Genomic DNA, 14069 nt, shown 5'->3' on the forward strand with positions numbered 1-14069 from the left:
CCCTTTCGGAGAACCGGGCCGCGGTCTGTGTTCAGCGAACCGAATCAGCTAGCTGTTCAGTATTTTTCGCCCTTGGCCGCTTTGTCGACCAGAGACTGCGGCGGCTCGAAGTGGCTGCCGTACTTGCTCGCCAGATCTCGGGCGCGATCGACGAAGCCCTGCAGTCCACCCTCGTATCCGTTGATGTACTGGATGACACCACCGGTCCACGCGGGGAAGCCGATTCCGAAGATCGAGCCGATGTTGGCATCGGGCACGCTCGTCAGGACACCTTCGTCGAAGCACTTGACCGTCTCGATGGCCTCGGCGAAGAGCATGCGCTCTTTCATGTCCTCGAACGGGATCGTCTTCGAGCCCGAGTTGAACGATTCACGCAGGCCCGGCCAGATGCGGACGCGCTTGCCGTTTTCGTCGTACTCGTAGAAGCCCTTGCCGCCGGAACGGCCCGGACGACCGAGCTCGTCGACCATCTTGTCCACCACAGCAGAGGAGCCGTGCTCGGGGAGCGGCTTGCCCTCGTTGGCGAGCGCCTTCTCGGTTTCCTTGCGGATCTTCTGCGGCAGCGTCAGGGTCAGCTCGTCCATCAACTGCAGCGGCGGCGCCGGGTATCCGGCCTGCGAACCCGCCTGCTCGATGAACACCGGATCCACACCTTCACCGACGGCCGCGATGGCCTCGTTCACGAAGGTGCCGATGACCCGCGAGGTGAAGAATCCACGGCTGTCGTTGACGACGATCGGGGTCTTGCGGATCTGCAGTGTGTAGTCGATGACCTTGGCCAGGACAGCGTCAGAGGTCTTGGCGCCCTTGATGATCTCCACCAGTGGCATCTTGTCGACCGGCGAGAAGAAGTGGATTCCGATGAAGTCCTCGGACCGCTTCACGCCCTCGGCCAGGATCGTGATCGGCAGAGTCGAGGTGTTCGAGCCGAGCACCGCGTCGGGTTCGACGATGTCCTCGATTTCACCGAACACCTGCTTCTTGACCTCGACCGACTCGAAAGCGGCCTCGATCACCAGGTCGACACCCTTGAAGTCGGCCGCATCCACGGTAGGGGTGATCCGGGCGAGCAACGCGTCGGACTTCTCCTTGGTGGTCTTGCCACGCGAGAGTGCCTTCTCCTCGAGCTTGATCGAGTAGGCCTTGCCCTTTTCTGCGGCCTCGATGTTGATGTCCTTGAGGACGACCTCGATACCGGCCTTCGCCGAGACGTAGGCGATGGCGGCACCCATCATTCCGGCGCCGATGACACCGACCTTCTTGGCGGTGAACTTCTCGAAGCCCTCGGGGCGCGATCCGCCACCGTTGATGTAGTTGAGATCGAAGAAGAACGCCTTGATCATGTTCTGCGCGACCTGGCCGGTGACCAGCGAGACGAAGTAACGGGTCTCGATGATGTCCGCGGTGTCGACGTCGACGTATGCGCCTTCGACGGCGGCGGCCATGATGGCCCGCGGTGCGGGCATCGGAGCGCCCTTGATCTGCTGACGGAGCAGCGACGGGATGGCCGGCAGCAGCTGCGCCATGGCCGGGCTCGTCGGTGCGCCACCGGGGATCCGGTAGCCCTTCTTGTCCCACGGCTGTGCGGCTTCGGGATTGGCGGCGATCCAAGCCTTGGCGGCCGGCACGAGCTCGTCCACGGAGGAGACGACCTCGTCGACCAGACCGGTGTCCTTGGCCTTGGCAGCGTTGAAACGGTTGCCCTGCAACAGGACATTCATCAGAGCACTCTGGATACCGAGCAGACGCACGGTACGGGTGACACCACCGCCGCCGGGCAGCAGGCCCAGAGTTGCTTCGGGCAGACCGATCTGGAGGCCCTTGACATCGGCTGCGATGCGGTAGTGGGTGTGCAGCGCGATTTCGAGGCCGCCACCGAGTGCGGCGCCGTTGATGGCCGAGACAACCGGCTTGCCGAGGGTCTCCAGCCGGCGGAGCACGGCCTTGATCCCGTTGGTGTGGTTGCTGATCTGGGTTGCCAGCTCGACCTTGTCGATGCCGCTGCGGTCCGAGGTCATGTCCTTGAGGTCGCCGCCGGCAAAGAAGGTCTTCTTCGCCGAGGTGAGGATGACACCGGTGATGCTGTCTTTTTCGGCCTCGAGCCGGTCGACGGTCGCAGCCATCGACGTGGTGTAGAGGTCGTTCATGGTGTTGGCGCCCTGGTTCGGGTCGTCCATGGTGAGTACAACGACGCCGTCGCTGTCCTGCTCCCAGCCGATCATGTTGTCAGTCATATCTTTTCAAGTTCTTTCGTCAAAGTGGGAAGATGCCTGTCGAGTAGGTCGCAGAGCCGACCGATCTCTCAGACACGCTCGATGATGGTCGCGATGCCCATGCCGCCGCCGATGCACAGCGTGACCAGGCCGTAGCGGCCGCCGGTGCGCTCGAGCTCGTCGAGGCAGGTGCCCAGGATCATTGCGCCGGTGGCGCCGAGGGGGTGACCCATCGCGATTGCGCCACCGTTGACGTTGACCTTCTCGTGCGGGATCTTCAGGTCCTTCATCCACTTCATGACAACCGACGCGAACGCTTCGTTGAGCTCGAAGACGTCGATGTCGTCGACGGTCAGTCCGGCGCGCTTGAGGGCGAGTTCGGTGGCCGGGGTGGGGCCGGTGAGCATGATCGTGGGCTCACTGCCGATCTGAGCGGTGGCGACGATGCGGGCGCGCGGGGTCAGTCCGGCCTTCTTGCCGGCTGCTTCGCTACCGACCAGCACCACTGCGGCGCCGTCGACGATGCCCGACGAGTTACCGCCGGTGTGAACGTGATTGATCTTTTCGACGGTGACGTACTTCTGGCGCGCGACGTCGTCGAAGCCACCCATGGCGGCCAGGCCCACAAACGCAGCCTTCAGCTGGCCGAGGCTCTCGACGGTGCTGCCGGGACGACGGTGCTCGTCGTGATCGAGCACGGTGACACCGTTGATGTCCTTGACCGGGACGACGGACTTGGCGAAGTAGCCGGCCGACCAGGCGGCCTCGGCGCGACGCTGCGACTCGGCGGCGTAGGCGTCGACGTCCTCACGCGAGAAGCCCTCGAGGGTGGCGATCAGGTCGGCACCGATGCCCTGCGGAGCAATGTAGAGATCGAACATGGTGGTGGGGTCGGTGAAGATCGCGCCGCCGTCACTGCCCATCGGCACGCGGGACATGGATTCGACACCGCCGGCAATGACCAGGTCATCCCAGCCCGAGGCGACCTTCTGTGCCGCCAGGTTGGTGGCTTCCAGGCCGGATGCGCAGAAGCGGTTGACCTGGGTGCCGGGGACCGACTCCGGCAGACCGGCCAGAAGCGCTGCAGTCCGCGGGAGCACGCCGCCCTGCTCGCCGAGCGGCGACACGATGCCCAGGATCACGTCGTTGATGTCGGCGGTATCCATGTCGGGGAAACGAACCTTGAGTTCGTTGATCAGGCCGACCACGAGGTCGACGGGCTTGACGCTGTTCAGCGAGCCCTTCCGTTGCTTGCCACGAGGCGTACGAATGGCCTCGTAGATGTATGCATCAGTCACGCTGGGTTTCCTTTCAGATGAACTGCGCTGTCATTCGCGCCCGCCGATAACAATGACCAGGCTAACGCGCTGTAACTTATTTGACCATACCCCGAGTACAAACCCGCATTCAAGGGTCAATCCATGCGCTAGGGTTGATTCACAATGTCTCCACATCCCGATGTCGGATCCGGCAGGACCGCAAGTCGCACTCGCCGTCCTGCCGACCGCAAACGCCAACTGGTCGACCGCGCGGCCGAACTGTTCCTCGACCGCGGGTACGACCATGTCTCGGTCACCGACATCGCCAAGGCCGCCGGTGTGACCGGCCCGTCGATCTATCGGCACTTCGCCGACAAACAGGCCATCCTGTTCGCCGCGGTGATGGCCGGAGTCGAAGAAATCGAGACCTGCACCGACACCGCGCTCTCCCCCGCCGCCGACGGCGAGGTCCCGATCGACAAGGCGATCGAGAAGCTGTGCGCCCTCGGTGTCACCAACCCGAACGCGGCCGCGTTGTGGCGATGGTCGTCGGCTCACCTGTCGCCGGAGCAGAACGACGAGGTCGCGAGGCGTACCCGCAAGGTGCTGCACCGGTGGTCCGGCGCGGTCTTCGCACACCGAACCGGACTGTCATCCCGCGACATCGACCAACTCGCCTGGACCATCCTGAGTGTGAACGGCAGCGTTTCGGTACACCGGACACGCATCTCGACGTCCCGCGCGGTGGCCCGCTTGGTTGTCCTGGTCGGCCGCGTCGTCGAACTGAGCCCGGGCCTGGCCGCACCGATCGACCCGTTGCCCCGCGCGCTCGCCGAGCCGTCCGGACGGCGAGACGAGATCCTGGACGCCGCCGCCACATTGTTCGCCCGGCGAGGCTTCGCCACGGTCGGAGTGGATGAGATCGGTGAGGCCGTCGGAATCTCCGGACCCAGTGTCTACAACCATTTTCCGAGCAAACAGGCCATCCTGATCGGGATCAGCCAGCGCAGCGCCAACCGACTCGAGGCGAGCGCGATCGCCGCCTATTCGGTGGCGCAGGATCCGACCACACTGCTCGGCCTCCTGGTCGACTCCTACGTTCAGGTCCTCACCGCAACACCGGACCTCTCCGTCTCCTTCAACAGCCGCAGCGTGCTCGAGAGCATCGACAATGGCGATCTCATCACCTATCAGCGCCGGTACGTGGCACGCTGGGTGAACCTGGTCGAGCAGATCGAGACCGACCTTCCCAACCCGGAGGCCGCAGTGACCGTGCACGCAGCACTGACCATCGCCAACGACGCCATGCGATTGCGCCGGAACTGGAACCGCCCCGAGATGCCGGCGCTGTTGGCCTACCTGATGAAGGGCGTCCTCGGTCTTCCCCAGGTACCCGCGATCGCGGTCCGATCCGCGTCATGACCGAATCACCGGACATCGCCGCTTCCGCCGGGATCACCGCCGACTCGATCGAGACGCAACTCCTCGGCGGTGAACGCCTTTTCACTCTGGAAGACATGTCCGCCGCGCTGAACATCTCGGAACAACATGCGCGCCGGATGTGGTCGGCCTTCGGCTTCACCATGGACTCCGCCGACGACAAACTGTTCACGGCCGACGATGTGCAGGCCTTGCAACTCGTCCATGACGTCGATGCGGATCGATCACCCGAGCTCGAGGTGGCCATGGCACGAACCCTCGGCCAGACGATCTCACGTCTGACCGACTGGGAGGCGCACAACATGGCCGAACGCATCCGGTCCACCGCCGAGAACGACAGGGACAGTATCGACCTGGCCGCCATGGTCAAGGCGATCTCACGGGTTCAGACACTCATCTGGCGACGACACCTGGCCTCCGCGTTGCAGAATGCCCTGGCCACCACTGACGGCGTGAACCGAACCCTCACAATCGGATTCGTCGATATCGTCGGCTACACGAGCCTCTCACGCCAGATCGACATGAACGAACTCGACAAACTGCTGGAGCGCTTCGAGACCAACGCCTATGAAGTGATCTCCTCTCGAGGTGGTCGGGTGGTGAAAACTCTGGGCGATGCGGTCATGTTCGAGGTCGAGGACCCGATCAAGGGCGCCGAGATCGGCATTGCGCTGCAACAACTTTCCGATGAACACGATCTGCCGCCACTACGCGTGGGGATGGCACTGGGAACCGTACTCACCCGTCTGGGCGATGTGTTCGGTGAGCCCGTCAACATCGCATCCCGACTGACGGGTTCGGCCCGCCCCGGCACCATCCTCGTCGACAGCACTCTGGCCTCGGCCGCCCAGGACGATCGGTTCTTCTTCAAATCGATCGGACCGCTGAGTGTTCGTGGCTACAAACGACTCCGGGCCCGCACCCTGGAGTTGAACAAGAAGTCCGCCGACGCCGGCTGAACCGGTTTGTGCTTCATGCCCCTTCCGTGGGCAGCAACGTCAACCCCATGTCATAGGTCACCTGGTAGCGGGCGATCTTGCCCTGAGCGTCGAGCTGCACCACCCCGACAAAGTCCCCCGCGGCGGTGTCGTTTTCGGTGACCAGGCCATACGCGAACTGCATATCGCCATCTGTTGCGAACCGCAAGATATGATGCTCACGGTCGACCGGCGGACGTGCCCGCAGGTTTCCGAGCATCACCACACGACCCTCAGCGTGCTTGACGCCGGTGGGAAGCACCAGAACCGCCTGAACATCTTCGGCCATCATCTCGACGGCATCTTCTAAGCGGCCGCTGTTGACGGCGATGTAGTAATCCTCGATTTCGGAACTCATACAGTAAATTTAGTTTTCGAAACGTTCTCTTGTCGAGTTCGCCGGGTGGGGCCGACATTGACCCTAATTCATCTCAGGACAGTTAGAGTCAGCGGACACGTGTACATGTCTTACTGCAGGGGGCACTATGACCGCTGATACCGAGGTGCGTCGCGAAGGCCCGCGCTCCAAGCGAACGCTCATCCTGTCGGCGGCGATCGACCAGTTCGGCAAAGTCGGTTACGAACACACCAAATGGGCCTCGATCGCCGACGAGGTGGGCATCGGCCAGACCGCGCTGTACCACTACTTCGAGTCCAAAGCGCATTGTCTGTTGACGATCATGCGCCTCGAGCTCGCCGATTCGGCCGAACGAGTCACCGCCGCCACGGCGGGTATCTCAGATCCTGCCGAAGCGCTGCGCGCAGCCGTAGCCGCGTCACTGGAGGCCACGCCCACCGATGCATCTGCGCGGCGAATCCTGCAGAACCACATGGATTTGCTGGCCACCGAGCGCCACTCCGTCAAAGAAGAGGACGAACGCCTGCGGTCGCGCCAGCTCGTCGGCGAGATCGAGCAGGACTGGGCCGACATGATCACACGCGGCATCAAATCCGGCGACTTCGTCGATTCCGACCCACATCTGCTGGCTCGTCTGGTGCTCGCCCTGGTCATCAGTGTCTGGCGATGGTACCGACCGGGCGGAAAGATCACGCTCGACGAGATCACCGCGCTGGTCACCGACGCCACATTGCGGGTCGTCCGGAAGTAGACCCGGCGCCACAATCGTCCCCTGCAGAGGTGCTCGAGGGCAGATTTCCCTCGGGCCGCTCTGTCGGGACAGTTTTCAGGGGCTCACTGCTGCGTCGGTCTAGCGAGGGCGGTACAGCGTGACCTCGCTGGCCTTGATCACCAGATAGACCTCGTCGTCCGCCACCAAGCCGAGATCGGCGACGGCGGCCCACGTTATTGCCGCGGCAACCGTCTGTGGTCCCACCCCCGTGTCCACGCGGGCCAGATCACCCTGAGGAACTATGCGCGCGACAACCGCTTTCACCACATTTCGGGGGCTGCCCACCGGCGGTGTCCGGTAGATCGCCACCGCGGCCGGTGAAAACGCGGCCATGACGGGATCACCGACGGCCGGCCGGGTGTCGGTCAAACCGGTGATTCCGAAGGATCCGGCATCGAGTGCGTCGCCATCCCACTGCCCGGCAACAAGATTGAGGCCGGCCAGCTGTGCAGCAAACTGATTTGCGGGGCTGGTGAGCAGCTCACGCACCGGACCACGGTCGACGATCTTGCCGTCGCTCAAGATGATCGCCGAGTCGGCCAGCGTCACCGCATCGGCGATGTCGTGGGTGACCAACAATGTCGTGCGGGCCCGATCGGCGAGAATACCTCGCAACAACACCCGGATACGTTGGGCCACATCGACATCGAGTGCACTGAATGGTTCGTCGAGGAGCAGGAGCGCCGGATCGGCTGCCAGGGCCCGCGCCAGGGACACGCGCTGCGCCTGGCCACCTGACAGCTGCGCGGGCTTGCGATCCGCCAGGTCGATGGCATCGACCGCTACCAGCCACCGCTCTGTTCGCGCCTTCACTTCGGCGCGGGGCAAGTGGGCTGCCGCCGGGGCGAAGGCGACGTTCTGCCGGACGGTCAGGTGAGGGAAGAGCATGCCCTGTTGCGACAGCATCGCGACACCGCGCTTATGCGGCGGGACAAACACTTTCGGTCCGATGAGTTGGCGTTCTCCGACAGCGAGCGAGCCGTCGGTGGGCTTCAGCAGACCGGCCAGCAGGTTCATCAACGTGCTCTTGCCGGCACCGTTGGGGCCCAGGATCGCGACCGTGGCCCCGGCCGGAACCGTCAGTTGCAGGTCCAGGAAGGGCACCTCACTGCGGAGTTCGGCGACCAGATCTCCGGTCATACCGCCATCACCTGTCGGGAATCTCGCAGGTGCACTGCGATGACCACGAGCAGGGCAACAAGCACCAGCACCATCGAGAGCGGCAATGCTTGTTCCGGTTCGCTGATCGATTCCACATAGATCGCCAACGGCGCGGTCTGGGTGACGCCCTGCAGGTTGCCGGCAAACGTGATCGTGGCCCCGAACTCACCGAGCGCTCGCGCAAATGCCAGGACCATACCGGAGAGCAGCGCCGGAAACACCAGCGGCATGGTCACTTTCCACAGGGTGTGGGTCGGTGAGGCACCCAACGTGGCAGCGACCTGTTCGTACCGACCGCCGACGCTGCGCAGTGCGCCTTCGAGACTTATCACCAGAAAGGGAAGTGCCACAAAGGTTTGCGCCAGGATCACGGCGGCGGTGGAGAACGCGATGTCGATTCCGATCGCACTCAGATGTTCACCGACCAGACCGAATTTGCCGAAGGCATAGATCAATCCGATACCGCCGACCACCGGCGGAAGCACCAGCGGCAACAACACGACCGCGCGCAACAACCGGACAACCACGCCCGTTCGGCGTGCGAAGACTATCGCCATCGGCACACCCAGCACGATGCACAGCACAGTGCTGACACCTGCAGTCTGCAAACTCAGCTTCAGTGCATCCCGCGAGACGTCGGAGGTGATGTTCTCCCAGAAATCACTCCATGGCGTGTTGACCGCCAGCGCGATGAGCGGCAGCAGGACCAGGGCCACGCCGAACGCGGCCGGGATGTACAGCCAGGCCGGAACAGCTTTGAGCCCACTGGTTCTCAACTGGCGGGACCAAAGCCCATCGACCGCAGCAACGCCGCACCCTGCGGACCGAGCACCATGTCGACGAACTTCTGCGCGGCTTCTTTGTTCTCGCTCGCAGCCACTACCCCGATCGGGTACGTGTTCACCACTGCGGCGAACGCGGGATCGGAGATAGCGGTCACGGTGTCGCCGGCACCGGCTGCGTCCGTGACGTACACCAGTCCGGCGTCGGCCTGCTTGGTCTGAACCTTGGTGAGAACACCGGTCACCGCCGTCTCCTCACTGACGGGTTTGATGTCGACTCCGGTGTTCTCTTCGACCTGCGCAGTGGCGTTGCCACACGGAACATCGACGGCGCAGATCACCGTACTAACATCCGGCTTGGTCAGATCGGCCAGACTCTGAATGTTCTTGGGGTTACCGGGCTGGGTCACGATGGTGAGCACATTGGTCGCGAAGATCTGCGGATCACTCACCGCGTCACCGAGTTTGGCCATGTTCTTCTCATCCGCGGTGGCGATCACGTCCGCAGGCGCACCCTGCTGGATCTGTGTGACAAGGGCCGAAGATCCGTCGAAGCTGAACTTCACCTCGATGTCCGGGTTGTCCTGGGAGAACTCCTCCGCCAAAGCGGTGAAGCTGTTCTTGAGCGACGCCGCGGCGAAGACGGTGAGCGTGACCTTCTCGGTGCCGGACGCGCTGGTGCCACCGGTGTCATCGTCGTTCGACGAGCACCCCACCAGAAGCAGCGTCGCCGACAGCAGCAGAGCGAGGACAGCGATGATCCTGGACTTCATTCGAAAGGCCTCGTTTCGACGATGACGTTCGTGGCTTTGACGACGGCCGTTGCCACCGAACCGGGTTTGAGATCGAGTTCGCGCACCGCGTCGGTACTCATCAGTGAGGTGACCTCGAAAGGGCCACACTGCATCGTCACCTGGCTCATCACCGGATCCGACTTCACCTCGGTCACCAGACCGACAAAGCGGTTGCGGGCCGAGCGTGCGACGGGTGCGTCGGATGATGAGACCACCGGCGCCCGCTGGCTTGCGAGCCTGGCCAGTTCGGCACCGTCGACGACCTGGCGGCCACTCGCATCGGTATGGGCAGACAGTTCAGCCGAGGCGATCAGCCGCCGAACGGTGTCGTCGCTGATGCCCAGGAGTTCTGCGGCTTGGCGGATTCGCAGGTCGGTCACCCGTTGAGATTCGTCCGCTGATGCGGATCTGTCAAGCCGATATCACCGCAAGTGCGGACAGATCTGGCCAACACAATCGTTCCGGAGCACGCTGGTCCATGTCCGTGAAGCCCTCGCGCCGCCTGCCAGGAGGAGACCAACGCAATGCCTGCCATCGACTCACAACCCGACGGCGCTCCCGTCTGGTTCGACCTGTCCAGCTCCGACCCGGCTGCCGCCGCGAAGTTCTACGGAGACCTGTTCGGCTGGGGCCAGTACGAACTGCCGGTGGAGTTCGGCGGCTACTCGTACTTCACGTACGAGGGCAAAATGGTCGCGGGACTGGGCCCCAAACCCCCGGGTGAGGAAATTCCCGATATCTGGTGCACGTACTTCCAGACGTCGGACATCGAGAAGTCCGTGACGCAGGTAGCCGCAGCAGGCGGTTCGGTACTCGCCGGACCGATGGACATCCCCCTACAGGGATTCATGGCCTTCGCGACAGACCGTGCCGGCGCGGTGTTCGGGCTCTGGCAACCGCGCGAGCACCGGGGCTTCGGGATCTTCATGGAACCCAGCGCCCCCTGCTACTTCGAACTTCAGACCACCGACTACCCCGCCGCTCTCGAGTTCTATCGTGATGTCCTCGGCAATCCGGTGATCACCGTCGCCGACACCGACGACTTCCGCTACAGCCAACTCGCCCAACAAGACCTGGAGGCCGGCGAACGTCATGCCGGCATCATGGATGCGTCGAAGGACCTGCCGCCCGAGGTGCCCTCGCACTGGTCCGTCTACATCGGAGTCGAAAGTGCGGACGCCACAGCTGCCAAGGCCACCGAACTCGGCGGCACCGTGGTCCAGGCTCCTGAAGACACTCCGCATGGACGCATCGCCACACTCGGTGACCCCTGGGGAGCAACGATCAAGCTCTATCAGCTCAAGGTGTGAGACTCGCTCTGGCCTCGATGAGTTTTCACGCGCACCCTGGTCTATGCCTGTGAAGCTTTAATCGCCGCCCGGAGGAGACCATCACCATGCCCACCATCGACTCACACCCCGACAGCGTTCCCGTCTGGTTCGACCTGTCCAGCTCAGAGCCCGTTGCCGCCGCGAAGTTCTATGGAGACCTGTTCAACTGGGACTGCACCGAACCCAACGAGGAGTTCGGCGGGTACGCAACGTTCAGCTATCAGGACAAGCGCATCGCCGGCATCGGTCCGAAGATGGCTCCGGATACACCGGACTACTGGGGGATGTACTTCCAGACTTCCGACATCGACGCCTCCGTCAAAAAGGTTTCCGAAGCCGGCGGGAGCATTCTCGTCGAATCGATGGAGATCCCCGAGCTGGGAAAGATGGCCATCGTCACCGACCGTGGCAGCAACCCCGACACCTCGCCGGGCCTCAATCCCCACGGAGCGGTATTCGGCTTCTGGGAACCCCAATCCCACAAGGGCTTTCAGCTCTATAACGAAGTCAGCGCACCCTGCTACTTCGAATTGCAGACCACCGACCACGCCGCGGCGGTGGACTTCTACGGCCAGGTTCTGGACAGTCCGGTGGTGACGGTCAGTGATACCGACGAGTTCCGCTACAGCCAATTGGCCCAACAGGGCCAGGGGCCCGGCGAAGGGCACGCCGGGATCATGGACGCGTCGAGCTACCTGCCGCCGGAGGTGCCATCACATTGGGCCATCTACATCGGAGTCGAAAGTGCGGACGCCACCGCCGCCAAGGCCACCGAACTCGGTGGCACCGTGGTCCAGGCTCCTGAAGACACCCCATATGGACGCCTCGCCACCATCAGCGATCCCTGGGGCGCGATGATCAAGCTCCATCAAGTTGTCGAATCATGATCACCCCGAACTGACTGCACCCGCCGGAATTCCGGCCTCCACGACGATATTTCGAATGGGCGGAGCCACCCGATCCTTGACTTCAAGCGCACTTGAAGTCGCAGGATCGGGGGCAACGCTCTGCACCCAAAGCGACTGAAGGGGAATCCAAGTGTCCGTACTTGGCAGCAAATCCATCGGGATCGGCAAAAAAATCACTGGCACCGTGTCAGACCACGTCGCTACCGTTGCACCCATGACTTCCACCGCCATCGCCACCGATTACGCCGTCGAGGCCATCGACCTGGTCAAAGAGTTCGATGGTGTCCGAGCCGTCGACGGAGTGAGCTTCCAGGTTCCGCCGGGTTCGGTTCTGGGCCTGCTCGGTCCCAACGGGGCCGGCAAAACCACTGTGGTCCGCATGATGACCACGCTGAGCAAACCCACCTCGGGCACCGCGAAGATCGCGGGCTACGACGTAACAGAACACCCCGACCTGGTACGCAGCAATATGGGCCTGACCGGGCAGGCCGCCACGGTCGACGAACTGCTGACCGGCCGGGAGAACCTGTGGATGATCGGGAATCTGTACGGACTCCCCCGCAAGCAGGTGCGCTCATCCGGCGATGCGCTTCTCGAGCAGTTCTCGCTGACGGACGCCGCTGATCGGGTGGTCAAGACCTACTCAGGCGGGATGCGTCGCCGGCTTGATCTGGCGGTCAGCCTCCTGGCATCCCCACCCGTCCTGTTCCTCGACGAACCGACCACCGGCCTCGACCCGAGGAGCCGGCAGGAACTCTGGGATGTGCTGCGATCGCTGGTCAACAACGGCACCACCCTGCTGCTCACCACGCAATACCTCGAAGAAGCAGACCAACTCGCCGACGACATCGTCGTCATCGACAAGGGCAAGATCATCGCCGCCGGCACGCCGCTGCAACTCAAGGAACAGTCCGGCAAGGCCAGTCTGGTCATCACGGTGTCGTTGTCCGACGACCTCCCCGAGGCGACGAGGCTGCTGCGAGAGAACAGCGGCGAGGTCTTTGTCGACGAATCGGCACGCCAGCTCTCCGCGAGCGCCAACGGGATTCACGACCTGACCAAGATTGCCGGAATCTTCGAACGCAGTGAGATCGAGGTCGACGACATCGGACTCACCCGCCCCAGCCTGGACGACGTCTTCCTCTCCCTCACCGGACACCGCGCAGAAGACGCCGACGACGAGGAGAACAACTCATGACCACAACTGCCTCTGGTACCAAAGCCAAACAAACGCCGTCCACCTTCACCGCCGGCAAACCGGATCTACTCCGGGAATCACTGGTGATGGTGCGGCGCAATCTGATTCACACCAAACGGCAGCCCGAGATGTTGTCGGACGTGACCATACAGCCGATCATGTTCGTGCTGCTGTTCGCGTATGTGTTCGGTGCGTCCATCAACCCCGGGTCAGGTTTCGACTACAAAGAGTGGTTGCTGCCCGGGATCATGGGCCAGACGATCGCGTTCTCCGCGTTCATCGTTGCGCTGGGCCTGACAAACGACCTTGAGAAGGGCATCATCGACCGATTCCGGTCGCTGCCGATGGCAAAGTCGTCGGTGCTCGTCGGCAGATCAGTGGCCGGATTGATCCACTCATCGATCGGCATCGTGGTCATGGCGCTCACCGGTTTGCTGATCGGGTGGCGCATCCACGAAGGATTTGCGAAGGCGGTTCTCGCGTTTGCCCTGGTCCTGATGTTCGGGTTCGCGATGGTCTGGTTCGGCATCCTCATCGGTTCGATCATGAAATCACCAGAAGCCGTCAATGGCGTCATGTTCACCCTGCTGTTTCCGCTCACGTTCCTGTCGAACGCCTTTGTGCCCACGGCACCGATGCCCGGCTGGTTGCAGACGGTCGCAGAATGGAACCCGATTTCGTCGCTGGTGCAGTCGATGCGTGTGCTCTGGGGTAACGGCCCGGCCGCGCCCGCGGATGCGCCGTGGCCTCTGCAGAACCCGGAGCTCTCGACAGTGTTGTGGTCGATCGCGCTGACGCTGATCTTCGCCCCATTCGCCTTGCGCGCCTACCACAACCGCACCACCGACTGACCGTGCCAATCCGTCGACCGTGCCG

The 14069-nt window shown here is 63.1% G+C and carries 14 protein-coding genes; 7 read left to right on the forward strand and 7 right to left on the reverse strand.

The genetic code is table 11. The annotated features are described in order from the left end of the window. Positions 1 to 56 precede the first annotated feature (56 nt). A complete protein-coding gene (locus tag H290_RS0108270; protein ID WP_020106322.1) occupies positions 57 to 2234 on the reverse strand; it encodes a 3-hydroxyacyl-CoA dehydrogenase NAD-binding domain-containing protein in 2178 nt (725 codons plus the stop codon). 68 nt (positions 2235 to 2302) lie between these two features. After that, on the reverse strand, positions 2303 to 3511 hold the full coding sequence (locus H290_RS0108275; RefSeq protein ID WP_020106323.1) for an acetyl-CoA C-acetyltransferase: 1209 nt from the start codon (positions 3509 to 3511) through the stop codon (positions 2303 to 2305). A gap of 144 nt (positions 3512 to 3655) precedes the next feature. On the opposite strand from H290_RS0108275, the gene H290_RS0108280 reads away from it, so the two are divergent. Continuing rightward, complete coding sequence (locus tag H290_RS0108280; RefSeq protein WP_020106324.1) at positions 3656 to 4894, forward strand: TetR/AcrR family transcriptional regulator; 1239 nt, start codon at positions 3656 to 3658, stop codon at positions 4892 to 4894. Beyond that, the gene (locus H290_RS0108285) at positions 4891 to 5871 is read left to right on the forward strand and encodes an adenylate/guanylate cyclase domain-containing protein (RefSeq protein ID WP_020106325.1); all 981 of its coding nucleotides are present in this window, start codon (positions 4891 to 4893) and stop codon (positions 5869 to 5871) included. The genes H290_RS0108280 and H290_RS0108285 overlap by 4 nt, the downstream gene beginning before the upstream one ends. Positions 5872 to 5884: 13 nt before the next feature. Here the strand turns inward: H290_RS0108285 and H290_RS0108290 are convergent, their stop codons facing one another. Then, a complete protein-coding gene (locus tag H290_RS0108290; protein WP_020106326.1) occupies positions 5885 to 6247 on the reverse strand; it encodes a hypothetical protein in 363 nt (120 codons plus the stop codon). A 127-nt stretch (positions 6248 to 6374) separates the two neighbouring features. Between H290_RS0108290 and H290_RS0108295 the strand changes: the two genes are divergently transcribed. Then, positions 6375 to 6998 (forward strand): TetR/AcrR family transcriptional regulator, encoded by a 624-nt coding sequence (locus H290_RS0108295; RefSeq protein WP_020106327.1) that lies wholly within the window; start codon positions 6375 to 6377, stop codon positions 6996 to 6998. A gap of 99 nt (positions 6999 to 7097) precedes the next feature. On the opposite strand, the gene H290_RS0108300 is transcribed toward H290_RS0108295, so the two are convergent. From H290_RS0108300 to H290_RS0108315, 4 genes are read right to left on the reverse strand one after another with little or no spacing between them, the layout of a single operon-like run. Next, positions 7098 to 8159, reverse strand: coding sequence for a sulfate/molybdate ABC transporter ATP-binding protein (locus tag H290_RS0108300; protein WP_020106328.1), 1062 nt, complete (start codon positions 8157 to 8159; stop codon positions 7098 to 7100). Next, complete coding sequence (locus H290_RS0108305) at positions 8156 to 8956, reverse strand: ABC transporter permease (RefSeq protein ID WP_020106329.1); 801 nt, start codon at positions 8954 to 8956, stop codon at positions 8156 to 8158. The genes H290_RS0108300 and H290_RS0108305 overlap by 4 nt, the downstream gene beginning before the upstream one ends. After that, on the reverse strand, positions 8953 to 9735 hold the full coding sequence (modA, locus tag H290_RS0108310; RefSeq protein ID WP_020106330.1) for a molybdate ABC transporter substrate-binding protein: 783 nt from the start codon (positions 9733 to 9735) through the stop codon (positions 8953 to 8955). Before modA ends, H290_RS0108305 begins: the two co-directional genes overlap by 4 nt. Further along, a complete protein-coding gene (locus tag H290_RS0108315) occupies positions 9732 to 10136 on the reverse strand; it encodes a molybdopterin-binding protein (protein ID WP_020106331.1) in 405 nt (134 codons plus the stop codon). The genes modA and H290_RS0108315 overlap by 4 nt, the downstream gene beginning before the upstream one ends. Before the next feature lie 144 nt (positions 10137 to 10280). Here H290_RS0108315 and H290_RS0108320 point away from each other — a divergent pair, with 144 nt between their 5' ends. The 4 genes from H290_RS0108320 (at position 10281) to H290_RS0108335 (ending at position 14044) form a co-directional block, all read left to right on the forward strand. Then, a complete protein-coding gene (locus H290_RS0108320) occupies positions 10281 to 11066 on the forward strand; it encodes a VOC family protein (protein ID WP_020106332.1) in 786 nt (261 codons plus the stop codon). Positions 11067 to 11152: 86 nt separating this feature from the next. Continuing rightward, on the forward strand, positions 11153 to 11974 hold the full coding sequence (locus tag H290_RS0108325) for a VOC family protein (RefSeq protein WP_020106333.1): 822 nt from the start codon (positions 11153 to 11155) through the stop codon (positions 11972 to 11974). A gap of 235 nt (positions 11975 to 12209) precedes the next feature. Beyond that, positions 12210 to 13193 carry a daunorubicin resistance protein DrrA family ABC transporter ATP-binding protein gene (locus H290_RS0108330; protein WP_028462947.1) on the forward strand — a complete coding sequence of 328 codons (984 nt, stop codon included), beginning with the start codon at positions 12210 to 12212 and terminating at the stop codon, positions 13191 to 13193. Continuing rightward, on the forward strand, positions 13190 to 14044 hold the full coding sequence (locus H290_RS0108335; RefSeq protein ID WP_020106335.1) for an ABC transporter permease: 855 nt from the start codon (positions 13190 to 13192) through the stop codon (positions 14042 to 14044). Before H290_RS0108330 ends, H290_RS0108335 begins: the two co-directional genes overlap by 4 nt. The last annotated feature ends 25 nt before the right edge of the window (positions 14045 to 14069 follow it).

Origin of the sequence: Nocardia sp. 348MFTsu5.1, assembly GCF_000383535.1 — a bacterium.
Taxonomy (GTDB): Bacteria; Actinomycetota; Actinomycetes; order Mycobacteriales; family Mycobacteriaceae; genus Williamsia; species Williamsia faeni.

What these genes read in the sequence shown, in the direction of transcription:
- H290_RS0108270 (WP_020106322.1), bottom strand. Translation starts at nt 2,234, where the DNA reads ATGACTGACAACATGATCGGCTGGGAGCAGGACAGCGACGGCGTCGTT.
- H290_RS0108280 (WP_020106324.1), top strand. Translation starts at nt 3,656, where the DNA reads ATGTCTCCACATCCCGATGTCGGATCCGGCAGGACCGCAAGTCGCACT.
- H290_RS0108285 (WP_020106325.1), top strand. Translation starts at nt 4,891, where the DNA reads ATGACCGAATCACCGGACATCGCCGCTTCCGCCGGGATCACCGCCGAC.
- H290_RS0108290 (WP_020106326.1), bottom strand. Translation starts at nt 6,247, where the DNA reads ATGAGTTCCGAAATCGAGGATTACTACATCGCCGTCAACAGCGGCCGC.
- H290_RS0108295 (WP_020106327.1), top strand. Translation starts at nt 6,375, where the DNA reads ATGACCGCTGATACCGAGGTGCGTCGCGAAGGCCCGCGCTCCAAGCGA.
- H290_RS0108300 (WP_020106328.1), bottom strand. Translation starts at nt 8,159, where the DNA reads ATGACCGGAGATCTGGTCGCCGAACTCCGCAGTGAGGTGCCCTTCCTG.
- modA (WP_020106330.1), bottom strand. Translation starts at nt 9,735, where the DNA reads ATGAAGTCCAGGATCATCGCTGTCCTCGCTCTGCTGCTGTCGGCGACG.
- H290_RS0108320 (WP_020106332.1), top strand. Translation starts at nt 10,281, where the DNA reads ATGCCTGCCATCGACTCACAACCCGACGGCGCTCCCGTCTGGTTCGAC.
- H290_RS0108325 (WP_020106333.1), top strand. Translation starts at nt 11,153, where the DNA reads ATGCCCACCATCGACTCACACCCCGACAGCGTTCCCGTCTGGTTCGAC.
- H290_RS0108330 (WP_028462947.1), top strand. Translation starts at nt 12,210, where the DNA reads ATGACTTCCACCGCCATCGCCACCGATTACGCCGTCGAGGCCATCGAC.
- H290_RS0108335 (WP_020106335.1), top strand. Translation starts at nt 13,190, where the DNA reads ATGACCACAACTGCCTCTGGTACCAAAGCCAAACAAACGCCGTCCACC.